Here is a 21,527-nt window from a genome sequence, read left to right on the forward strand (position 1 = left end):
TCGTCGCAAATGAATTGGGCAAAAGCAATTTGCCCAATTCATTCCCTGCGGGGTCTCAGGACTCGCCTCGCTACGCTGCTCCCGCAGAAGTCGCCGCCTTCCGCTGCATTCTGCATTGTTTTGTCACTTTTAGAGAATCTTTAAAATCATAATTGTCTGAGTAAATTCTCTTTTATTGTTTCCTGCTCTCCAGATATGGAGCCAACCAGCGGAGAAAACCGTACTGCTCCTGCAGTGCTGCGCACTTCGTCGCAAAGACTTGCCCTCGCAGGCGTCGGCCAATGTCTTGCCTGCGGGATAGCGAGACAGCCGAGACTCTGCAACGCTTTTTCATGTTTCGAAGCTAGCGCAGCGATGCAGAAACAGGAGCGCAGCTGGTTGGTGGAATATCGGTTAAGGAATGAAGGCTAATACAAGTTTTTACTTTTACACTCACCAATCTTTAGAATCTCTTTCCATAACGTTGAGCTCTTTCATTAAATCGATAAAAAAGCTGTCGTTATTGCCTTGCAATGATTTTTCGGTGCAAGGCGAGTGAGGCAGGTAACCAAGTTCCTTAGCATCCCCTAGAGTTGCGTCTTCCAAGAAATTGGTAGCGTCTGCCTCATCAAAACAAGAAGGCGCGATATATGTCCGATAAGTATGTTCAAGTACAACGCGTGTATTTGGAGAGGGTTCGTTATTGCGCGGCATGAAAATCAATGCAGCGAGAACAGCTGCTGCAACTAAGGCAACTGCAATCCAAATTCTCTTGTTATTCATCCTTTACTCCTCCGAAAGCAGAATCTTTGCATCCGCAATTATATCTTCTGATGAAAGATTTACGCCGTCGTAATCTTTCATCACGACCCCATTTTGATCAACCAGATAAAAATAAGTTCCATGGATAACCTGATCTGTATTTTCAGGTTTTCTGGCGAGTGTCTGGAAATTTTCCATAGCGAATTTATCAATAAATTCAGGAGAATAACCCGTCAATAAATTCCAGGAAGATAAATCCGCTCCATAATTCTCGGCATAAGATTTTAAGATTTCTGGTTTGTCGACGGTGGGATCCACACTGAACGACACGATTTCCACGTCCAGCCCCTGTTCTTTAAACTGCTTCTGCAAATCCACCATATTGGATGTCATTGGAAGGCAAACGGTGGTGCAATTTGTAAAAACAAAATCAGCCAACCATACTTCCCCTTTTAAATCGGCTAATCCAAATTCTTCATTTTCTTGATTTGTAAAAGTAAAATCTTCTATTTCCCACTTAAGGGGATCTTCAATTGCTTGGCTGCATCCAGCAAGCAATAAGCTGAATAGTAAAAGTGACGAAATCAAAAAGGTTTTTCGCAAGATTCCTCTTCCTTTCTAAAATGACTTGCCTTCACTAAGCCTAGTAGAAAATAAACGAGCAAACAAGGGCTTGGGACATCATTTATGTGTAAAAATTGCGAACAAGCTGCGAACACCTCTTTGAATTTGCTATTTATCTGATTTGATTTTTAAATATTCCGATTTTTTGCAAGGATTTTTGATGTTTAATGTAGAATAATGGTAATAGGAACAAGAAAATTGCCAGTACTTTTGGAGGTGTTTTTTTTGGGCGATACCTTGGTCTCTTTTACTTCTGAAACTTTATCAGATTTTCATAACGGAAAGATGATAGATGCCTATTTATATTTTGGCTCGCATATTCACCACGATGAGACCATCTTTACTGTTTGGGCACCGGATGTGAGAAGTGCAGCGGTCGTCATTATTGACCCTCAGGAACTGAATGAGAAAAGTCATGAAATGGCTCCACTTCCACTCGATCCGACTATTTGGGAAGTCCGGATACCGGAGAAATTAGCCGGTTTCATTTATGAATATGAATTTAAAACTGCAGATGGGGATGTGATTAGAAAAACGGATCCTTTTGCACGGGCAAATGAAAAAAGGCCGCAGCACCGATCCATTGTGACCGCTAAGTCGAAACACGTATGGTCCAAAGCTGCATTGTACCAGAAAAAGAATATTGTGAAAAACCATTTTGAAAAACCGATGGCTATTTATGAAGTACATATCGGAACTTGGAAGCGGAATAAAGAAGGTGAATTTTTAACTTACCGTGAACTGGCTGCGGAATTGATTCCGTATGTAAAAAAGCAAGGGTTTACTCATATTGAACTTTTGCCGATTACCGAACACCCGCTGGATGAATCATGGGGGTATCAGACGACCGGCTTTTTTGCGCCGACAAGCCGATATGGCACAGCAGACGATTTAAAATACTTTATAGCCAAATGTGCCGAAAGCGGCATCGGATTGATTTCCGATTGGGTGCCCGGACATTTCTGTGTCGATACGCATGCTTTGGCTTCGTTTAATGGCACAGATCTTTACGAAGAAAAGCGGCCGGAGCGCAGGAGTAATCCGGATTGGGGCACATTGAATTTTGACGTGCAAAAAGGTGAAGTCGTCAGTTTCATCTTATCGAGCGCGCATTATTGGTTTGAGGAGTATAAATTTGACGGCTGCCGGATGGATGCGCTTGTAAATCTATTGTTCATCCCGAACCGCCCGGAAAGGCCGCATAACGAAGAAGGGGCAGCATTTTTGCAGATGCTGACGACAAGCTTGAAGCATCACTATCCAGAAGCCATTTTGATCGGAGAAGACGCCTGGCATTACCCTAAAGTAACGGGAGAAGTGGAAGAAGGAGGGATCGGCTTCCACTATAAATGGAACTTTGGCTGGATGCATGATGCTCAAGCGTTTATGAAAAACCCGCCTTCCGAACGCCCCGAAGTCCATCGGAAAATTACTTTTTCGATGGCATATTATCATGAAGAGCGGTATATTTCTACATTTTCCCACGATGAAGTGATTCCGGAAAAAGGGTCCTTATTAGGGAAGATGCCTGGAACGCTAGACGAAAAGTTTCATCAATTAAGATTGCTGCTTGGTTTTTGGATTGCCCATCCAGGCAAAAAACTCCTGTTTATGGGGCAGGAATTTGGCCATTTCGAACCTTGGGATTTTCGCCCGCAGCTGGATTGGCATTTATTTGATTTGAAAGTCCACAGACAAATGGCGTTGTTTACTAAAGAGCTTCTTGCTTTTTATAAAAAGGAAAAAGCGTTTTTTGAATTAGACTACGACAGCAAAGGGTTTGAGTGGCTGGACGCTGATAATAGCGAGCAAAGCGTAGTTTCTTTTATTAGAAGAGGCAATTCAGCTGAAGAAACCTGCATTGTCGTTTGTAATTTTTCTAACCAAAATTACAAGGGATATCAAGTGGGAGTTCCGGAAAGTGGATATTATCAACGGATATTTTCAACTGCTGAAGCTGCTTACGGAGGACCGGGAAATGAAAAAGAAGCAGGGCTACAGGCACAGGAAGTTCCATGGAACCAGCATCAATACTCAATAGAGATTGACTTACCGGCGTTTACAATGAACATTTGGAAACAAAAACACGATGGGAGTGTAGAGGCATGAAAAGAAAAGTAGTTGCAATGCTTTTGGCAGGAGGACAGGGAAGCCGCTTAAAATCGTTGACACATGACATTGCGAAACCCGCTCTCCCGTTTGGCGGAAAGTACCGGATTATCGACTTTCCTTTATCGAATTGCGTAAATTCGGGAATTCATACAGTAGGAGTGCTGACGCAGTATCAGCCGCACGTTTTGCATAATTATATCGGACTCGGGACGCCTTGGGACCTGGATCGGCGCACTGGAGGCGTCACCATGCTGACGCCATACGCCGGAATGGAAGGCATTAAATGGTACGCCGGCACGGCAGATGCCATTTATCAGAATATCAAATACCTGACGGAGCAAGATCCAAAATATGTAATTATTTTATCTGGCGACCATATTTACAAAATGGATTACCAGACCATGCTGGATTTCCATATTGAACAAAACGCGGGAGCAACAATTTCAGTGATTGAAGTGCCGTGGAAAGATACCAATCGTTTTGGAATTATGAATACAGATGAGAATCTGCGAATAAAAGAGTTTGTGGAAAAACCGGCAGAAGCGGAAAGTAATCTCGCTTCGATGGGGGTTTACATCTTTGATTGGAAGAAGTTAGAAAAATATTTACTAATGGATAATGAAAATGAAAATTCCTCTCATGATTTCGGAAAAGATATTATTCCTTTGATGCTGGAGCAGGGCGAAAAAATGGTGGCTTATCCGTACAAAGGTTACTGGAAAGACGTAGGGACTGTAGAGAGTTTATGGGAAGCCAATATGGATCTACTGAATTCAAGTTCGGGATTGAATTTGAACGATCCGGCATGGCGAATTTTCTCATCTAATCCGCAATTGCCGCCGCAAGTAATAGGAAAGACAGGTTACTTGCAAGAATCTTTGATCAATGAAGGGTGTGTCATTGACGGTAAAGTAGAAAAATCTGTGATTTTCCAGGATGTTCAAGTAAAAGAAGGTGCTTCTCTTTATGAATGTGTGGTAATGAGCTGCGCAGTTGTAGGCAGTGGCGCAAAATTATCAAGAGTCATCATTGAGCCAAATCTTGAAATTCCGGAAAATTTCGAGCTGAAAGAACAAAATGGCGAAATTGTCTTACTGACTCAAGATATGATAGATGAGTGGAAAGGAAGTGCACAACAATGAGATTAGTCGCAGTTATTGATGCTTCTGTCAAGAAACCGGGCTTGGAAGATTTGACGATGTACCGTACCACTGCTTCAGTGCCTTTCGCCGGTCGCTACCGTCTAGTTGACTTCACTTTATCGAATATCGTAAACTCCAATATTAATGCTGTAGGAGTGTTTGCTTCTTATCCTTTTGTTTCTTTGCTGGATCATATAGGGGTAGGGAAAAACTGGGATTTAGACCGCCGGAAAGATGGCTTATTCTTTCTTCCTGTTTCTCAAAAAGCTGGTGGGCAAGTTTCTGTAGGGGCATTTGCAGCGCTTGAAGAACATACTGCATTTTTTGAGAAAAGCCGTCAAAAATACGTAGTCGTAACGACTTGTTCAACTGTCTGCCAAATCGATTATGAAGAAATGTTGGATGCACACATCGCTTCCGGTGTTGATATTACAGAAGCAGTAAGCGGAGATGTGAAACTGAATAGTTATATTCTAGAGAAAGATCTGCTTATGGAATTGATTCAGACGTACCGTGAAAAGCGGGTAATCAGTGTGGAAGACGTCGTGAAACTGAAAAAAGCCCCTTATTCATATGGCAAATATGAATATACTGGCTATTACGCTAACATCAACTCCATTGAAAATTATTTTAGAGCTTCGATGGATTTGTTGGAAGACGATAAAAGAAATGCACTTTTTCTGCCAGGGCAACCGATCTATACAAAAGTCAAAGATGAACCGCCTACCCGTTATCTGCCAGGTTCGCAAGTGAACCGCAGTTTATTGGCTAATGGCAGCATAATTGAAGGAACTGTTGAAAACAGCATAATCAGCCGGGCGGTGGCCATAAAAAAAGATGCCAAATTGGACCATTGTGTCATCATGCAAAAATCCGTAATCGAGGAAAATTGCGATTTAACGTACGTTATTGCAGATAAAAACGTTTATATTGAAAAAGGTGTAGTCCTTAAGGGAACACCGGAAAAACCGGTGGTTCTCCGTAAAGGAGAGCGAGTGTCAAAGGAGGAAGTCCGATGAAGATTGTAATGGCTGCTGCGGAATGCGTGCCTTTTGTGAAAACCGGAGGGCTTGCAGACGTGATAGGCGCATTGCCAAAAGAATTAGTGGCGCTTGGCCATGAAGTCACCGTGATTCTTCCTTATTACAGCCTGATTCCAGAAGAACACAAAAATGAGTTCTCGTTAAAAGAAGAAATCGCCGTCCCCTTTAAAGGGGAAAAAACTGACTATAAGATCTTTGAATACCAGCTGAAAGATGTGCACTATCTGTTAGTGGAAAATGAAGGCTATTTTGCACGAGATCAGATTTACAGCCAGCCTGATGACGGTGAACGTTTTGCGTTTTTCAATAGGGCTGTTTTAGCCGTAGTGGAATCCCTGAAAGAAGGCGTGGATATTTTACATATACATGATTGGCATACGGCAATGATTCCATTTCTGCTGAAGGAAGATGAGCGCTATGCTTCTTTAAAAGGGAAGCTAAAGACGATTTTAACCATTCATAACCTGCAGTTTCAAGGCTGGTTTCCGAAATCTCTTTTATTGGAAGAGCTGGAAATGAGCGACTCATATTTTCATGACGAAGGGGTCTCCTGGCACGGTAATCTAAATTTCCTGAAGTCGGGTATTTTATACGCTGATAAAGTTACGACCGTCAGCCCGACTTATCGCAACGAAATCTTAACGGAGCAATACGGAGAGAAGCTGGATCCGCTATTGCGCGAAAGAGAGTCGGATTTGATCGGCATTTTAAATGGCTTAGATACGGAATCCTATAACCCCGCCGCCGATATGGCCATAGAAATGGTCTATGATCAGACGTCAATAGAAAATAAGGCGGTAAATAAAAGAGCCGTCCAGTCGCGTTTTGGACTGCTGGAGCGCGGTGATGTACCGATAATGACAATGATTTCCAGACTGGCTGGCCAAAAAGGAATAGATGTTTTGCAGCAAACATTGCCGGGGATACTGAAGACACAAGACGTGCAATTTGTCTTGCTCGGTTCTGGTGAAAGCCAATATGAGCAATTTTTCGGGGAACTTGCAGCAGATTTTCCAGAAAAAGTGGTTGCCCATATCGGTTTTGACGAATCACTTGCCCATTTGCTGTATGCGGGGGCGGATATCTTTCTGATGCCATCCCATTTCGAACCATGCGGGTTGAGCCAGCTAGTCTCCATGCGATATGGCACTGTGCCCGTCGCCAATAAGACCGGCGGCTTGAGGGATACCATAATGGAATATGATCAAACCTTGCGGAGCGGCAACGGGTTTTTAAGTGATTTTTCACAACAGGAAAGTTTCGCGGAAGCAATAAACAGGGCTTTATCTCTATACCAACAGCCGGAGCATTGGAAAACGATCAAACAAAACGGCATGCAGGGCGATTACTCTTGGTCACGTTCTGCAAAAGAATATGCTAGCGTATATGAGAGACTCGCCGGAAAGTGAAGGTGGCGGATGTTTTATTCAAAAGAGGAATTCAAGGAAAACTTTTCAAAGCGCCTAGAGCAGCAAGAACAGCCAGCATCACTTCAAACCGCCTACTCAATTCTTGCCGGAATGGTGCGGGGATTTGTTGAAAGGGATTGGGATGAGACCAATCATTTCTATCAAAAAGAACAACGGAAACAGTTATATTATTTTTCAATTGAATTTTTAATCGGCCGTATGCTGGGGCAGAATTTGATGAATCTAGCGATTTATGAACTGGTAAATGAGGGACTTGGAGAACTGGGCTATGATCTCGCGGAACTGGAGGAACTAGAGCCTGAACCGGGCCTCGGCAATGGCGGACTGGGCCGGCTAGCGGCTTGTTTTATGGACTCGCTTGCGTCGCTGCAGATGCCAGGGCATGGCTGCGGAATCCGCTACAAGGGCGGGTTATTCAATCAGGTCCTGAAAGACGGTTTCCAGACTGAACATCCGACAGACTGGATAAATGATTCTGCAGGTTGGGATGCCAGAAGGGAAGACTTGGCAGTTTATATCTCGTTTTTTGGAGAAGCCCAGCCGGCAGAGGGCCAAATGCTGGAAAATGCCGAGTGGGTAAAGGCTGTGCCATACGATATGCCGATTGTCGGAGCGTACGGGAAAACGGTCAATACATTAAGGCTTTGGCAAGCGGAACTTCCAGAACAGCATTTGCTTCCGGATGCGGACGTGGACGTTTATAAGGAACATGTAGAAGCCATATCTGACCGCCTATATCCCGATGATTCGACTGAAGAAGGAAAAATACTCCGACTGAAGCAGCAATACTTTTTGTGCAGTGCTTCCCTTCAGACGATATTGAAAAATCGTGATTTTCCAGTCACTTCCTTGCCGAAGCATGTGGCCATCCAAATCAACGATACCCACCCGGCTTTGGCTGTCCCTGAACTTATGCGTATTTTGCTTGATGACGAAGGGCTATCTTGGGAAGAAGCCTGGGGAATCACCACCCATACGATTTCATATACAAATCATACGATTTTGGAAGAAGCGATGGAAAAGTGGAACAGCAGCATGCTTGAAAGGCTGCTGCCTCGGATTTATATGATCATCCAGGAGATTGACCGCCGCTTCAAGGAAAAATGCCATCAGGAAAATTTAGAATCAGAAGCGAAGAAGAAGCTTGCGATTATCGACGACGGGATAGTCAAAATGGCAACACTCGCCGTAGTAGGCAGCTACAAAGTTAACGGAGTCGCAAAACTGCATACGGAAATTTTGAGAATGCGGGAAATGAAAGAGCTGAATGAACATTTTCCGCATAAATTCCATAATAAAACCAATGGCATCACTCACAGGCGCTGGCTGATGAAAGCAAATCCCGAACTCTCAAGCCTTATCACTTCGGTTATCGGAAACGAATGGACTAAAGATCCGGTGAAACTGCATAAATTGAATGAATTTGTGCAGGATCCGATTTTTCTCGGAGACTTTAAAGCTGTAAAACAACACAAAAAAAATCAGCTTACTGAGTATCTCGAGAAAAACCAAGCAGTAAAAATCAATCCTGAATCCATTTTTGATATGCACATCAAAAGGTTTCATGGCTATAAGCGGCAATTAATGAATATATTCCATATTCAAATGCTTTACAACCGGATCAAAGAAGATTCATCATACCGGCCTTATCCCCGTACATTTTTCTTTGGCGGCAAAGCAGCGAAAAGTTATCAATTTGCCAAAGAGGTCATTAAGCTGATTAATACAGTGGCTGAAAAAATCAATAACGATCCACTAGCAAGCAAACATCTCCACATTGTCTTTGTGGAAGATTATAACGTCAGCCGGGCAGAAAAAATGTTTCCTGCAGCTGACATCAGCGAGCAAATTTCAACTGCTTCAAAAGAGGCCTCCGGTACCGGGAATATGAAATTCATGATGAACGGTGCCATTACCTTGGGCACTTTTGATGGGGCTAATATAGAAATTGTTGAGCAAATAGGAGAAGATAATGCATTTATATTTGGTGTGACAGCGCAGCAAGTCATGCAGTTTGAAAAAGAAAAAACCTATCACGCACGGGAAGTGATTGAAAAGGATCGGGAAATCGGACAGCTGATCAGCGAACTATTGAGCGGGGAGCTGTCAGAAGGACCGGAAAACATCAATTTTATCCGGCATCAAATTATTGATGGAAACGATCCTTATTTTGTGCTGAAAGATCTTCAGCATTATGCTAGAACCCATAACCGCGTTTTAGCGGCGTATGAAGATGCACTTACCTGGCAGGAAATGTCGGCGGTCAATATCGCACAGTCCGGAATTTTTTCAAGCGACCGGACCATTCAGCAATATTCAGATGAAGTGTGGGATTTAGAAAAAATACACAGCAAATAAGAATATTTGGAAGGATGGGGAATATGGCTGAAGGGAACTTCGACAATACCGATTTGAAAGACTATAAAGCCAGCGGGGCACTCCAAGGCAAAGTGGCTATTATTACGGGAGGGAACAGTGGGATTGGCCAGGCAGTAGCCTTTGCCTACGCTAAAGAAGGGGCGAAAGTCGTTATCGGTTATTTGGATGATGAAGAAGCCACCGCTAAAACGATTGAAACGATTGAAAGTTACGGCGGCGAAGCGAAAGCATTGAGCGGCGATCTTGGAAAATCGGAAAACTGCAATCAGCTTGTTCAATTCGCGCTGGAAACCTTTGGCCAAATTGATATCCTGGTCAACAATGCCGGTTATCAATACCCTCAAAACAATCCAGTGGATATCACCGATGAACACTTATTGAAGACATTTGAGATTAAAGCATTTGCGATGCTTTATCTTGTACGGGCAGCTCTTCCCTATTTGAAAAAAGGGGCGCGGATCATTAATACGGCTTCTATTAATGCGTACCGGGGACATTCGGATTTGATTGATTATGCAGGGGCTAATGGTGCTATGGTGTCGATGACGCGTTCCCTTGCCCGCCGCCTTGTCCGTGAAGAAATCGCAGTGAATGGCATTGCACCGGGACCGGTTTGGACACCGTTGATCACAAAAACTTTCGGTCATTTGGACCCGAATCTGGAAGAAGGATTCGGAAAAGATGTTCCAGCCGGCCGGCCAGCCCAGCCGTATGAACTTGCAAAAGCTTTCGTCTTTCTGGCGGATCCCCAGAATTCTTATATGACCGGGCAATTCTTGCATATGAATGGCGGAGATTATATGTCCACTTGAATATACGTAAAAAAGAGGTTGGCCGGGGTTCCCCCTGGCCAGCCTCTTTAAATCTATAAGTCATACACGGATAACATCATCCGTTCTATAAAAGGCCGATTGGCCAACTGACAATCATTGCAAGGTAGAGAAATCCTCCGGTGATTGGAAGCGCTCTTTATTGGCCTGCCTTTTAACGGCTTCCACTTCTCTGAAAAGAAGGTCGACGTCTGCTTGGACATCTTGATGCTTCAGACGGACATCTTGCCGGATATCAGTAAGATTTTCAGCCGTCAGGGCATAATTATGCCGCAGCATGTCTTTAAGCTCTTTTTGGCCGGCTTCCAGTTTCTCCAGCTTATCATTTGTTTCTTCCCGGAATTCCCGTAATTCAGCCAGCATCTGCCTTAATAAGTCCTCCATGCAGACAACCTCCTTTTCTATAGCTTGTTTTCCCATTCTACCACAAGATAGTCTCATTAGAGAACGGACAGTGGCCGATATGGTAAAATTCACTATAGAAAGAGGCGAGGGAAAATGAAAAATAAATTTTTGCTGATAGCAAGTCTGCTGCTGGCACTTGTCTTGGCGGGATGTCTTCAAGCTCCGGCAACGCAAGAAAAGCCCGCTGAACCCCCGGAAACAGCTGTTTCTAAGAAGAAACCAGGCAATTTAACGGTTCATTTTATTGATGTAGGACAAGCAGATGCGACTTTGCTGCAATTTGAAGAATATGCGTTATTGATTGATACCGGTGACTGGAACAGTACGGCTGCAGTCGATTATTTAAAAAAAGTAGGGCTGGAAAAATTGGATATCGTTGTGGGAACCCATCCAGACTCCGACCATATCGGCCAATTAGAGCAAGTTGTCCAGGATTTTGAAGTGGGTGAAGTATGGATGTCGGGAAATGCCAGTACATCAAATACTTTTATGGATGCTTTAAAGGCGATTGACGAAACCGGCACGGATTATTATGAACCGCGAAGCGGGGAGGTTTTCGATGTCGGAAGCCTGCAAATCGAAGTGTTATATCCGGAACAAGTCACGGGTAAGGTCAATGAAGAATCCATTTCATTGAAATTGACTTACGGTGATGTCCGTTTTGTCTTCACAGGAGATGCCGGAGTGAAGGAAGAGCAGGAAATGATCGACAATGGAACAGATTTGGATGCAGAAATTCTGCACCTTGGCCATCATGGATCTAATACCTCCACAAGTACTGCGTTTTTAAAAGCGGTTTCCCCTGAAGTAGCCGTTTACAGCGCTGGAATTGATAATTCTTATGGACACCCGCATGCGGAAGTGATCGCAGCGACTGAAAATGCCGGAGCCAAAGTATATGGCACTGATATCAACGGAACGGTTGTGCTTGAGACTGATGGCAAGACCTATGAAATAAGCACTGAAAAAGAAGGAATAGCAGTTGAAGGGAAGAATCGCTGCATTGATATCAACGTAGCGTCATCTGTTGAGCTTCAGGAAATTGAGGGAATAGGACCGGCTCTGGCAGATGCCATCATCAAGGAGCGGCCTTTTGAGGTGATCGAAGAACTGGATGAAATCAAAGGAATCGGCACAGGCAAAATTAATGCCATCAAAGAACAAGGCCTTGCTTGTGTAGGGGAGTGATTGGATGAGAGGGACATTAGACCGGATAGAAGATGGCCAGTTAGCTGTCATTCTGCTGGAAGAAGAACAACGAGAAATTGTGTTGCCCGTTCAGTATTTGCCGGAAGGCAGCCAGGTGAATTCATGGTTTGAAATTGTGATGGACGGAGAAGAAATCACATCCATTGTATTGGATGAAAAAACTGCCGCGGCAAAAATGGATGAAGCAGAAGATTTGATGCAGAAACTAAGATCGAGGCGCCGGAGCAGCCGTTTTAAACGGGAATAAGGGAGTTGGGCATAACCAGCTTGAAGTTGGGCATATAATAAAAAATTTGGGCATAAACCGCCCGAAGTTGGGCATAAACGCAAGAAGATGGCTGGGAGGAAGTCTCCGGCCATCTTTTTGCGTTCTTTTATGCTTTTTCAATCAATTCCAAATGATAGTCAGCTACTTCCCCTTCGTGATAAAGGTTTGTGATGGAAGTTGAATAATTTGAAATGGAAGCAGGGAAATCAAGGCCTTTTTCAGGCACGCGGATATGGAAATCCATTTCATACAGGAGTACCGCGATGTCGTGGTAATCTTTACTGCTTACTTTAAAGTCGAAAATAATTTTATGCAAGTCTCGCTGAGAAGCAGGATCAGTCACTGTTTCTTGTGAAAAACTGAAAGTGTCAATCACTCTATCGTTGATGAAAATTTGGATGCTCATATCTTTGATTCGCCTCCAGATCTGGTTTTGAAGTATGCAATGGCTTTTCCGGCCATTTGCCCTTTCACCATGTCTTCCATGGGTGGATTGTAGAGGCCGGCGCGGATATTCAAGTAATGACGGTGCATCGGATTGGATTCGGACAAGGCACGGGAACCGACAATCTTCATGGCTTTGTCGACAATCCCCATTGCTGCGTGGGTGACCGCAATTTTTGTCACGTTCAGTGCTTCATCCATCATTGCTTTGTTGGACGTATTTTCATAGCGTTCGACAGTGCCGTATAACAGATGGCGAGCGGTTGCCAGCTCCAATTCCATTTCCCCGATCGTTTGCCGGATATTCGGCGTTTCGGCAATCGGCTTTCCAAGCGAAGCCGGGGCATAACTTGCTGCAAAGTCAATGGCGTAGGCCCGGGCGGCAGCCGCAATGCCAATGTAACAAGCAGGTATGTGGAGCAGCCATCCCTTTCCAGCCGCTTGGGCGTTCAATGGTTTCAGCACAAAAGAGGCCGGTATGCGCACGTTTTCAAGCACAAGGGTATGGCTTGCGGTGCCACGCATCGCTAGCATATCCCACGTTTCATCAAAAGAAACGCCATCTGCTTCTCGGGGAATAATGACGGTAATCACTTCGTCGGTTTGCGTAGTCGCCGTTACAAAAATATAGTCGAGCACGGGTGCCATGGAAGTATAGGTTTTTTCCCCATTGACAATCCATTCTTCGCCATCGCGCACAGCTGTAGTCCGCGGCAAAGCGCCGCGCGCAGGGCTTCCTGCATTGCTTTCAGTAGCAGCGGTATTGATCAACGCCCCTTGGGCAATTTCTTTCATCAGCCAAAGGGCTGAAGCTTTGTGCCAATGCCGGTTTTCGGCATACTCAAGTACAATCCCGACATGCCAACCAATCGATAACCCGGTTGGGCCGGAAGCTTCGGAAATCGCTTCTTGCGCCAATATGTATTCATATAAACCGAAACCTTGTCCGCCGTACTCTGCTGGCTGCGTCAATGTATGGTAATTGATATTTTTCAAATCCTGTATATTTTCAAAAGGAAAAGAGCCCAGGGCATCGAGCTCCGGCTCACGTTTTTGGAAAAGAGGCTTCAATTCCTGAATTTGAGAGATTAATTTTTGCTGTTCAGGTGTTTTGATAAAAGCATCCATGAAAATCGCTCCTTCCGCCATGGTTTAATAAAACCATAACATGAAAAGCCGCCAAAGCGGGAATCCCATGCTTTGACGGCTTTTTTTAATTGTTATTCAGGCTGCTATTCACACCAACAGGTTTTCCTGAATTTCTGATATCCGTCCAGATCAAAGCCGCAACCAGGAAGAACCCGAGGTAGCCGACGACCGGATAGAACATATTCACAAGTTCGGTAAAGCCGAGGAAACTTAATACGTAGGAAACGACTCCCACGATGACTACAAAAATCTTGAATTTAGGTGTGCCGGATTGGACAAAACGCGCTGAAAACGCATATACCATACTAACTGCCGTGTTAAAAATCATTCCAAATAAGATGAAGGACATAAACAAGCCGATAATCGGTGAAATGTCGTTGGCGATTTGAAGCATTGGCATTTCAGAACCTCCAACTTCATCCACTTTCGCAAAAATCGCCAGATGGCTTAAAATAATTAAAACCCCGAGCCCAAGGCCCCCGAGCAACCCGCCGCGAGCAGCAATTTTTTCATCTTTTTCAGTACTGCCCATTACAATGGCCATTGAAGCACCGACTGCAATATTAAAAGATGCATAATTTACTGCAGATAAGAACCAGTTTGGAACCGCTGTCAACTGTTCTTTCGCAATGGGATCTAATACTGAAAACGATGAATCCATTGTTAGCAAGCTGTAAATAGCCAGCACAATAACCGTCAATATAAGGAACGGTGTAATACCGCCAATGATGCCAATCACTTTTTCAACATTGAGCATGATTGTAAGAATCACTAGAACAACCATGACAGTACTGCCTAGCGCAGCGGGAAGATTGAATTGCTGGGTGAAAATAGATCCAGCTCCTGCCACCATCACCACACCAACACCGAATAGCGTGAAGATAATGATATAATCGACGATTGTGCCCAGAACTTTTCCGCTAATGCCATAAATGACGTCTTTGTGGGAAGTTTTTTGCATTCGGCTTCCAAGACGTGTCAAGCTCATTCCAAGATAAGCAAACATAACCGTCGAGATAAAAGCGGCAAAGATTCCCATGATTCCAAAACTTGTAAAATACTGCAAAATTTCTTGGCCGGAAGCAAAACCTGCTCCAACGATAATGCCGATAAAGGCACTTGCCATTTTTAAACTTTTCATCATAATATCCCCCTTGAAGTTATTTACTATTTATAAAAAGCTTTTGTTTTTATAATTAGAAAATTAACCTTATTCAAATATAACAAAATAGAGTGAGCGTTACAATATAGAATTAGGTATAAAATGAAAACGCTTTTATAATTCTATACAACTATGGATATGGAATTGTAATTCCAATAGAAGCGGCAGTTAAATTTAAGATAAGAAAAATTAAATTAAATTTAACAAGTTATTTTAATATAACCTTAAATTGTCATAAAAAAACCACCTTTCAATAAGAAAGGTGGTTTTTAAAAAATAGTTTAGGCATTTTTATTGGCAATGATTACAAGCTTGCCTTTGTCGAGTTCTTCTTCATACTCTTCAGCTTCTTCTTTGGTCAAGCCAGCTGCTGCCATTTCAGAGCGCAATTGATCTCCGCGTGATACGGTCATGTTTTTCAAATTATTTAAAAATCCTTGTTCTGCCATGCCGACTTTTTCAGTATCTAAAGCGTCTGCAATATCCGCTTCTCGTCGTTTGTCATGGGCAAAAACGTAAATATCGTCATGCGTGAAGCCCTGTGCTTCTAATTTTTCGATTTCTGCCTTTGCTTGCAATGCGTTTTCTACTGTCATTTTAACTGTCAAAATAATCCCTCCAGATTTTATTGTTAAATTTAATCTCACTACTATACATACCACTAAGGTTCTTGAAGTAAACAAGATGGATATTCTGCAAATCCGTTATACTGAGGAAAACAATAGCAGAGGGGCGATTCTTTTGAAAATCACAACAATTGGAATTTGGGGAGGCTATCCGAATAAAAACGAGGCCACCTCCTCTTTTTTGCTCGAACAAGACGGGTTCCGCTGTCTTGTTGACTGCGGCAGCGGAGTTTTGGCTGCTGTTCAGAACTATACGGAACTGCGGGATCTGGATGCGGCGGTTATCAGCCATTATCATCCGGATCATGTGGCGGATATTGGAGTGCTGCAGCATGCGGCCATGGTTGGCATGCAATTAAAGGAATGGAAAACGCCATTTCCGATTTATGGCCATGATCAAGATTCCGAAATGTTTGAGAGCCTGTCATATAAAGGTGTAACAGAAGGACAAGCCATCGATGTTTCTCAAAAGATGCAGATTGGGCCGTGGGAAGTGGCTTTTTGTGAAACGATTCATCCGGTTTATTGTTTAGCATTAAAGTTTACGGCTGAAGGAAAATCAGTGGTTTTCACAGCAGATACAGAATGGAAAGAAGAATTGGTTGCCTTTTCAAAAAATGCCGACTTGTTGGTGTCAGAGGCGAATTTATATGAAAAATACATGGGCATTATCAAAGGGCATATGAGCGGCAGCCAAGCCGGAAAACTTGCTGAACTGGCAGGAGCCAAGGAATTATGGCTAACGCATTTGCCACAGTATGGTGATATACAAGAGATTCTTGAAGCTGCCCGAACCGCCTATACAGGGAAAGTGCAATTTGCAAAGATTGGCCAGGCTTTTGAAATTTAAAGAAAACCGATATTCGAAATTTATTCATGTGTTTTCAAAGGAAAATCAGGGAAATAATGAATAAAGACGAGCTTTTAAGGTTGTGCCCTATATTAAGAAGAAGGGCTTTGGTTGGGGGCAAGGGCGCAGAATCATTTGCCTATTCAGTGATTCAATAAACTTTGGGGTTACCGACTGAGCAAGCAGATAGTTTGTATTCAAGATATTTTGGTTCTATTGTTAAATAGCAGCTTTATATCGAAAGGAAGTTAGTTGATGGACCAACATATAAACACATTGCCGGTATCCGTTCTTGATTTGGTAGCCATTTCAGAAGGGCAAACGGCAAAAGATGCACTTGAAGCCATGGTGAGCCTGGCCCAGCATGTCGAAAAACTCGGGTATCACCGTTTTTGGCTGTCTGAACACCATAATTCGGCGACACTCGCGAGTTCTGCAACATCGATTTTGATTTCAAAAGTTTTGGATCATACAAACTCAATTCAAGTAGGATCTGGAGGCATCATGCTCCCGAACCATACACCGCTTGTTGTGGCAGAGCAATTCGGGACATTGGAAACGATGTATCCGGGCCGCGTCAATCTGGGCCTTGGCCGCGCACCGGGAACGGATATGCAAACGGCCCATGCATTGCGCAGAACCACACAAGAGACAGCATATGCTTTTCCGCAAGATGTAGTGGAACTCCAGAATTACTTAAAACCCATCGAGCATCAGGGCATGGTTCATGCGTATCCGGGAGTTGGGACGGAAGTGCCGATCTTTATTCTTGGATCCAGCACCTCTAGCGCACAACTTGCTGCACGCCTCGGCCTGCCTTATGCTTTTGCAGCCCATTTCGCTCCGCAGCAGCTAAAGCAAGCCATTCAGATTTACCGCAGCCAATTTCAGCCTTCTGAATATTTAGCGGAACCGTACGTCATTGTATGCGTAAATGTGGTAGCAGGAGAAACAAATGAAGAAGCGGAAAAACTGTCGACTTCCAGCCAATTGTTTTATTTGAATGTGGTGAGAGGCACGAAAAACCTTCTTCAGCCACCGGTTGATACAATGGATGGCAAATGGAGCTTATACGAAGAAAATATAGCGCGCAGTATGTCGCAGTATACATTTATAGGTGATCAGGAAACGATCAGCCGTCAGTTGCGGCCATTTGTTGAAGAGCTGCAAATCGATGAATTGATGGCAGTTTCTTATATTTACGACCAGGAAAAGAGAAAGCGTTCATTTGAATTATTGAAAGAAGCTGTAGAACAGCTATAACAATGGAGGCGAATAGGATGAAAATCGGAATTATTGGTGCATCAGGAAAAGCGGGAGGCCTCATATTGAAAGAGGCGGTTTCAAGAGGGCACGAGGTGACAGCAATAGTCAGGGATGCTTCGAAAATGGAAGAGGAGGCTGTGGCTACCATTGAAAAAGACGTATTCAGTCTGACTGCTGAAGATTTGAAGCAGTTTGACGTAGTTGTGAATGCTTTTGGTGTACCACCTGAAAAAGCAGCGCAGCATGTGGAAGCCGGTAGAACGCTGATTCAGGCATTAAAAGATGCGCCGGAAACAAGATTGATCGTCGTCGGCGGGGCTGGAAGCTTATTCGTGGATGAAGCCAGAACCACTCGTTTAATCGAAACACCGGAATTCCCGGATGCTTTCAAGGCCATCGCATCAAACCAAGGGCAAAACTTGGCTGATCTGGAAGACGCTGAAGGAATTCGCTGGACTTTCTTAAGTCCTGCTGCATTTTTTGATTCTGAAGGCAAGCGAACAGGGCATTACGAAATTGGTGAAGACAGCATTACGGTCAATAAAAAAGGCAAGAGTTATGTCAGCTATCCGGATTATGCGATTGCCTTGGTGGATGAAATTGAAAATCCTAAGCACATCAACAAACGCTTTACTGTTGTGTCAGAATCCAATTAAATAAATGGGGATAAACCGATTGCTTGAAGGAAAAGAAATCCTTCGGAAGGCAGTCGGTTTTTATGTTGGTGTTTTAACGGATAAATTGTTCTATACTGGAATTAAAAGCGGCAGCAGGGAGTTGGAATTGTGAAAATCGTTGTAGCACCTGATTCTTTCAAAGGAAGTTTAACCGCTGTACAAGCTGCGGAAGCAATGGCAGAAGGCATCTTGGAAGTCGATCCTCTGATTAAAGTAACTGCTCTTCCAGCAGCAGACGGCGGCGAAGGAACGATGGACAGCCTGATTCGTTCCACCAATGGCAATACAGTCTCAGTTGTTGTCCGGGATCCATTAGGGAGAGAAAGAAAAGCCCGATATGGCGTGCTTGGAGACGGAGAAACTTGTGTCATTGAAATCGCAGAAGCATCCGGCTTAAATCTGCTGCTTCCTGAAGAAAGAAATCCATTGATCAGTTCTACATTTGGGACAGGGGAGTTAATCAAGCACGCCTTAGATGCAGGGTATCGGAAATTTATTATCGGGCTTGGCGGCAGTGCCACCAATGATGCTGGAACTGGTATGCTCCGTGCTTTGGGAATGAAATTCCTGCAAAAAGACGGAAAGGAACTGGCTGAAGGCGGTGCGCCACTCCGTTTGCTTTTCCGGATTGACGACAGTGAATTTGATGGACGCCTTTCAATTTGTGAATTTGTAGTGGCAAGCGATGTAGATAATCCATTAGTGGGGCCAAACGGTACTTCCAGCATTTTCGGGCCACAAAAAGGGGCTTCCCGGGAAATGGTAAATCAATTGGATACCAGCCTTACACAATTTGCAGACGTAGTGACCCACCAATTTGGAATAGCTCTTCACCAAGCGCAAGGAGCCGGAGCAGCAGGAGGGGCCGGTGGAGCGATTCAAGCTTTCTTTCGCGGGAAAGTGAAAAGAGGAATTGATGTCGTATTGGAAGCGATGGATTTTGAAGAACGGATAAAAGATGCGGATGCAGTGATTACGGGAGAAGGCAAAACGGATCTTCAGACTTTGGCGGGCAAAACACCTTTGGCATTGCGAAAAAGTGCCGCGAGCAAAGGAAGCCTGTCATTTTGATTTCCGGTGCATTAGAAGCATCAAAGGAGTTTTCAGGAATTTTTCCGGAAATGCATGCGGTGGCAGGCGGGTCTGTTACGGCAGAGCAGTCGCTCCAAGCGCCCGCACACTTTCTAAAAGAAAAAACCAAACAAGTCATGGCCGAATATTTACGCGATTTGCCAAAAGTTCGCCACTAAATGTTCACGTTCCTCTCTTAAGTAGAATTTGCTTTCCTGTATAATGAAGGGAAACTTCAACATATAAAGGCGGGAAACAAAGCGATGGATTTTTTATATTTTCCTGAAGATAAGTCAGAATACATTCCAGGGATTATCTCAGTAGTCATTATTTTTCTCTTATCGATTCTGATTGTATGGCTTTTAGTAAGAGCATCTCGAAGACAAGTGAAACAGCTGGAGGAACAAGGGTATCCTGTTGTTTACCATAAAAATAGCGGCGCTGAAAGTGAACAAGAAAACCAGATTGAAATTCCAGAGGAACGAAAACATCCTGTTGGAAAAAATAACAGTGAACGCGACGAGAAGTCCTGAGCTAATTCAGGGCTTCTTTTTAATGGAGAAAAAAGTGGGTATACTGAAATGAAATAGCAGAAAGCAGGAATTGGAGCAATGATATGATGAAAAATTTATTTGGGGGATTACAATGGGCGGTGTTTCTTTTGGCTTCGTCCATTGCAGCTCCGATTGCCATCGCTAATGTATTCGGCATGGACAGCGGAGATACCGCTCTATTTGTCCAGCGGACGATTTTTATCCTCGGCATCGCCTGTCTTGTACAAGCATGGCTAGGCCACAGAATGCCCATTAACGAAGGACCAGCAGGATTATGGTGGGGCATATTCGTTATTTATGCCGGGCTGGTTGGCGTCATGTACCCTTCAATGGAGACGTCATTGCAAGCGCTGCAAAGCGGATTGCTTTACAGCGGTGTGTTGTTCATCATTTTCGCTTATACCGGAGTGGTAGGGAAGATGAAATCCTTGCTCACGCCAACGATTACATTCGTTTACTTGGTGCTGCTTGTTTTGCAATTGAGCGAATCCATTATAAGCGGATTGCTTGGCATCGTTGAGGAAGGACAGCCGGTGGATCTGCTGGTTTTGCTTGGAGGCATTGCAGTGGTAGGCATCACATTTTTTCTAATGAGCCACAAAATTGCCTGGGTCAACCGTTACTCAATTCTGCTCGCAATTGCAGCAGGCTGGCTAATCTTTGGCGTGTTAGGCAAAACAAAGGAAATTACTTTTACATCGAATGCGGTAGTGGCGTTTCCAGAAATGCTCGTGTTCGGTCCGCTCATTTGGGACAGCGGCATGTTCGTTACCGCGCTGTTTCTCACCATCTTGCTCATTGCCAATATGATGGCATCCATACGGGTGATGGAAATGGTGCTGAAAAATACATTTTCCATTGAGCAGGAAGACCGTGTTAAGCAGGCTTCTGTAGCGTCCGGCATCAATCATATGCTGGCCGGGTTGTTTTCTGCAATTGGGCCTGTGCCAATTTCAGGCGCCGCAGGCTTTGTCAGTGCAACCCGGAACCCTTCCTTAAAGCCGTTTATCATAGGTGGATTGATTGTTGCCTTCATCAGCCTGTTTCCGAATTTGATGGCGCTGCTGGCGGCACTTCCAGCACCGGTCGCTTATGCAGTGATTTTTGCCATCTTTACAAAAATGGTGGAAATGGCTTTCGATGAACTGACAGAAGAAAGTGACAGCCAGCAAGCTTATAAAGTCTCCGCTTTTGGCTTAATGATTGGCGTAGGCTTCATGTTTTTGCCGCCGGAAAGCGTAGCCGAGCTACCAGCGGTAGTTGCCGCCACATTTTCGAACGGGCTGATTACAGGGACATTAGCTGCGATTGCTGTAGAACAGTATCTGCTTTGGAGAAAAAGATCGGCTAAATAAAAGATGGAGGAGCACCCAGACGGTGCTCCTCCATCTTTTTATTTTCAGCTTGTTGAGAAAGTTAGAACTTGTATTGGCTATCATCTTTTAATCGATATTCCGCCAACCAGCTGCGCTTGCCGCGGGCGAGCGCCAAGCCCATAGCTGTCAACTTAAGAAAAAAGTGTAACCCCTCTCGAAAGATGGTATG

At 44.1% G+C, this 21,527-nt stretch carries 22 protein-coding genes; 15 read left to right on the forward strand and 7 right to left on the reverse strand.

The genetic code is table 11. The annotated features are described in order from the left end of the window. Nucleotides 1-432: 432 nt before the first annotated feature. A complete protein-coding gene (locus tag AC3AQ9_RS20235) occupies nucleotides 433-762 on the reverse strand; it encodes a hypothetical protein (protein WP_488309278.1) in 330 nt (109 codons plus the stop codon). A gap of 3 nt (nucleotides 763-765) precedes the next feature. Then, nucleotides 766-1,347: an SCO family protein gene (locus tag AC3AQ9_RS20240; RefSeq protein ID WP_488309299.1), complete on the reverse strand. Its 582-nt coding sequence runs from the start codon at nucleotides 1,345-1,347 to the stop codon at nucleotides 766-768. A gap of 243 nt (nucleotides 1,348-1,590) precedes the next feature. On the opposite strand from AC3AQ9_RS20240, the gene glgB reads away from it, so the two are divergent. The 6 genes from glgB to AC3AQ9_RS20270 are packed head-to-tail and all read left to right on the forward strand — an operon-like array spanning nucleotide 1,591 to nucleotide 10,283. Next, complete coding sequence (glgB, locus tag AC3AQ9_RS20245) at nucleotides 1,591-3,474, forward strand: 1,4-alpha-glucan branching protein GlgB (protein WP_488309279.1); 1,884 nt, start codon at nucleotides 1,591-1,593, stop codon at nucleotides 3,472-3,474. Beyond that, nucleotides 3,471-4,619, forward strand: a complete 1,149-nt coding sequence (locus AC3AQ9_RS20250) for a glucose-1-phosphate adenylyltransferase (RefSeq protein WP_488309280.1) — start codon at nucleotides 3,471-3,473, stop codon at nucleotides 4,617-4,619. Before glgB ends, AC3AQ9_RS20250 begins: the two co-directional genes overlap by 4 nt. Beyond that, nucleotides 4,616-5,638: a GlgC family sugar phosphate nucleotidyltransferase gene (locus AC3AQ9_RS20255; RefSeq protein ID WP_488309281.1), complete on the forward strand. Its 1,023-nt coding sequence runs from the start codon at nucleotides 4,616-4,618 to the stop codon at nucleotides 5,636-5,638. The genes AC3AQ9_RS20250 and AC3AQ9_RS20255 overlap by 4 nt, the downstream gene beginning before the upstream one ends. Then, nucleotides 5,635-7,071 (forward strand): glycogen synthase GlgA, encoded by a 1,437-nt coding sequence (gene glgA, locus AC3AQ9_RS20260; protein WP_488309282.1) that lies wholly within the window; start codon nucleotides 5,635-5,637, stop codon nucleotides 7,069-7,071. The genes AC3AQ9_RS20255 and glgA overlap by 4 nt, the downstream gene beginning before the upstream one ends. Nucleotides 7,072-7,080: 9 nt before the next feature. Beyond that, complete coding sequence (locus AC3AQ9_RS20265) at nucleotides 7,081-9,450, forward strand: glycogen/starch/alpha-glucan phosphorylase (RefSeq protein ID WP_488309283.1); 2,370 nt, start codon at nucleotides 7,081-7,083, stop codon at nucleotides 9,448-9,450. A gap of 23 nt (nucleotides 9,451-9,473) precedes the next feature. After that, a complete protein-coding gene (locus AC3AQ9_RS20270) occupies nucleotides 9,474-10,283 on the forward strand; it encodes an SDR family oxidoreductase (protein ID WP_488309284.1) in 810 nt (269 codons plus the stop codon). Between the two features lie 114 nt (nucleotides 10,284-10,397). On the opposite strand, the gene AC3AQ9_RS20275 is transcribed toward AC3AQ9_RS20270, so the two are convergent. Then, nucleotides 10,398-10,685, reverse strand: coding sequence for a hypothetical protein (locus AC3AQ9_RS20275; RefSeq protein ID WP_488309285.1), 288 nt, complete (start codon nucleotides 10,683-10,685; stop codon nucleotides 10,398-10,400). Nucleotides 10,686-10,799: 114 nt separating this feature from the next. On the opposite strand from AC3AQ9_RS20275, the gene AC3AQ9_RS20280 reads away from it, so the two are divergent. Together AC3AQ9_RS20280 and AC3AQ9_RS20285 are read left to right on the forward strand one after the other, a co-directional pair. Then, on the forward strand, nucleotides 10,800-11,894 hold the full coding sequence (locus AC3AQ9_RS20280; RefSeq protein ID WP_488309286.1) for an MBL fold metallo-hydrolase: 1,095 nt from the start codon (nucleotides 10,800-10,802) through the stop codon (nucleotides 11,892-11,894). 4 nt (nucleotides 11,895-11,898) lie between these two features. Next, a complete protein-coding gene (locus AC3AQ9_RS20285) occupies nucleotides 11,899-12,162 on the forward strand; it encodes a DUF3006 domain-containing protein (RefSeq protein WP_488309287.1) in 264 nt (87 codons plus the stop codon). 127 nt (nucleotides 12,163-12,289) lie between these two features. Here the strand turns inward: AC3AQ9_RS20285 and AC3AQ9_RS20290 are convergent, their stop codons facing one another. The 4 genes from AC3AQ9_RS20290 to AC3AQ9_RS20305 form a co-directional block, all read right to left on the reverse strand. Then, nucleotides 12,290-12,589 (reverse strand): DUF3219 family protein, encoded by a 300-nt coding sequence (locus AC3AQ9_RS20290; RefSeq protein ID WP_488309288.1) that lies wholly within the window; start codon nucleotides 12,587-12,589, stop codon nucleotides 12,290-12,292. Further along, a complete protein-coding gene (locus AC3AQ9_RS20295) occupies nucleotides 12,586-13,755 on the reverse strand; it encodes an acyl-CoA dehydrogenase family protein (RefSeq protein ID WP_488309289.1) in 1,170 nt (389 codons plus the stop codon). Before AC3AQ9_RS20295 ends, AC3AQ9_RS20290 begins: the two co-directional genes overlap by 4 nt. 85 nt (nucleotides 13,756-13,840) lie before the next feature. Then, complete coding sequence (locus tag AC3AQ9_RS20300; protein WP_488309290.1) at nucleotides 13,841-14,920, reverse strand: YkvI family membrane protein; 1,080 nt, start codon at nucleotides 14,918-14,920, stop codon at nucleotides 13,841-13,843. A gap of 299 nt (nucleotides 14,921-15,219) precedes the next feature. Then, nucleotides 15,220-15,546, reverse strand: coding sequence for a YflT domain-containing protein (locus AC3AQ9_RS20305; RefSeq protein WP_488309291.1), 327 nt, complete (start codon nucleotides 15,544-15,546; stop codon nucleotides 15,220-15,222). 76 nt (nucleotides 15,547-15,622) lie between these two features. On the opposite strand from AC3AQ9_RS20305, the gene AC3AQ9_RS20310 reads away from it, so the two are divergent. The 7 genes from AC3AQ9_RS20310 to AC3AQ9_RS20340 all read left to right on the forward strand — a co-directional run bounded on the left by AC3AQ9_RS20310 (nucleotide 15,623) and on the right by AC3AQ9_RS20340 (nucleotide 21,337). Continuing rightward, on the forward strand, nucleotides 15,623-16,414 hold the full coding sequence (locus AC3AQ9_RS20310; protein WP_488309292.1) for an MBL fold metallo-hydrolase: 792 nt from the start codon (nucleotides 15,623-15,625) through the stop codon (nucleotides 16,412-16,414). 255 nt (nucleotides 16,415-16,669) lie between these two features. Continuing rightward, a complete protein-coding gene (locus AC3AQ9_RS20315) occupies nucleotides 16,670-17,677 on the forward strand; it encodes an LLM class flavin-dependent oxidoreductase (RefSeq protein ID WP_488309293.1) in 1,008 nt (335 codons plus the stop codon). Between the two features lie 17 nt (nucleotides 17,678-17,694). Then, entirely contained in the window at nucleotides 17,695-18,336 is a 642-nt protein-coding gene (locus tag AC3AQ9_RS20320) for an NAD(P)-dependent oxidoreductase (RefSeq protein ID WP_488309294.1), read from the forward strand. Nucleotides 18,337-18,465: 129 nt separating this feature from the next. After that, complete coding sequence (locus tag AC3AQ9_RS20325) at nucleotides 18,466-19,428, forward strand: glycerate kinase (RefSeq protein WP_488309295.1); 963 nt, start codon at nucleotides 18,466-18,468, stop codon at nucleotides 19,426-19,428. Further along, nucleotides 19,425-19,607 (forward strand): hypothetical protein, encoded by a 183-nt coding sequence (locus tag AC3AQ9_RS20330; RefSeq protein WP_488309296.1) that lies wholly within the window; start codon nucleotides 19,425-19,427, stop codon nucleotides 19,605-19,607. The genes AC3AQ9_RS20325 and AC3AQ9_RS20330 overlap by 4 nt, the downstream gene beginning before the upstream one ends. An 84-nt stretch (nucleotides 19,608-19,691) precedes the next feature. After that, nucleotides 19,692-19,961 carry a hypothetical protein gene (locus AC3AQ9_RS20335; protein WP_488309297.1) on the forward strand — a complete coding sequence of 90 codons (270 nt, stop codon included), beginning with the start codon at nucleotides 19,692-19,694 and terminating at the stop codon, nucleotides 19,959-19,961. Between the two features lie 83 nt (nucleotides 19,962-20,044). After that, a complete protein-coding gene (locus tag AC3AQ9_RS20340) occupies nucleotides 20,045-21,337 on the forward strand; it encodes a purine/pyrimidine permease (RefSeq protein ID WP_488309298.1) in 1,293 nt (430 codons plus the stop codon). The last annotated feature ends 190 nt before the right edge of the window (nucleotides 21,338-21,527 follow it).

The organism is Planococcus sp. VCh962, assembly GCF_057748275.1.

Coding starts and splice junctions, on each gene's coding strand:
- AC3AQ9_RS20310 (WP_488309292.1), top strand. CDS start 15,623: ATGGATATTCTGCAAATCCGTTATACTGAGGAAAACAATAGCAGAGGG.
- AC3AQ9_RS20340 (WP_488309298.1), top strand. CDS start 20,045: ATGATGAAAAATTTATTTGGGGGATTACAATGGGCGGTGTTTCTTTTG.
- AC3AQ9_RS20295 (WP_488309289.1), bottom strand. CDS start 13,755: ATGGATGCTTTTATCAAAACACCTGAACAGCAAAAATTAATCTCTCAA.
- AC3AQ9_RS20235 (WP_488309278.1), bottom strand. CDS start 762: ATGAATAACAAGAGAATTTGGATTGCAGTTGCCTTAGTTGCAGCAGCT.
- AC3AQ9_RS20265 (WP_488309283.1), top strand. CDS start 7,081: ATGTTTTATTCAAAAGAGGAATTCAAGGAAAACTTTTCAAAGCGCCTA.
- glgA (WP_488309282.1), top strand. CDS start 5,635: ATGAAGATTGTAATGGCTGCTGCGGAATGCGTGCCTTTTGTGAAAACC.
- AC3AQ9_RS20320 (WP_488309294.1), top strand. CDS start 17,695: ATGAAAATCGGAATTATTGGTGCATCAGGAAAAGCGGGAGGCCTCATA.
- AC3AQ9_RS20270 (WP_488309284.1), top strand. CDS start 9,474: ATGGCTGAAGGGAACTTCGACAATACCGATTTGAAAGACTATAAAGCC.
- AC3AQ9_RS20290 (WP_488309288.1), bottom strand. CDS start 12,589: ATGAGCATCCAAATTTTCATCAACGATAGAGTGATTGACACTTTCAGT.
- AC3AQ9_RS20285 (WP_488309287.1), top strand. CDS start 11,899: ATGAGAGGGACATTAGACCGGATAGAAGATGGCCAGTTAGCTGTCATT.
- AC3AQ9_RS20275 (WP_488309285.1), bottom strand. CDS start 10,685: ATGGAGGACTTATTAAGGCAGATGCTGGCTGAATTACGGGAATTCCGG.
- AC3AQ9_RS20335 (WP_488309297.1), top strand. CDS start 19,692: ATGGATTTTTTATATTTTCCTGAAGATAAGTCAGAATACATTCCAGGG.
- AC3AQ9_RS20280 (WP_488309286.1), top strand. CDS start 10,800: ATGAAAAATAAATTTTTGCTGATAGCAAGTCTGCTGCTGGCACTTGTC.
- AC3AQ9_RS20315 (WP_488309293.1), top strand. CDS start 16,670: ATGGACCAACATATAAACACATTGCCGGTATCCGTTCTTGATTTGGTA.
- AC3AQ9_RS20255 (WP_488309281.1), top strand. CDS start 4,616: ATGAGATTAGTCGCAGTTATTGATGCTTCTGTCAAGAAACCGGGCTTG.
- AC3AQ9_RS20300 (WP_488309290.1), bottom strand. CDS start 14,920: ATGATGAAAAGTTTAAAAATGGCAAGTGCCTTTATCGGCATTATCGTT.
- AC3AQ9_RS20250 (WP_488309280.1), top strand. CDS start 3,471: ATGAAAAGAAAAGTAGTTGCAATGCTTTTGGCAGGAGGACAGGGAAGC.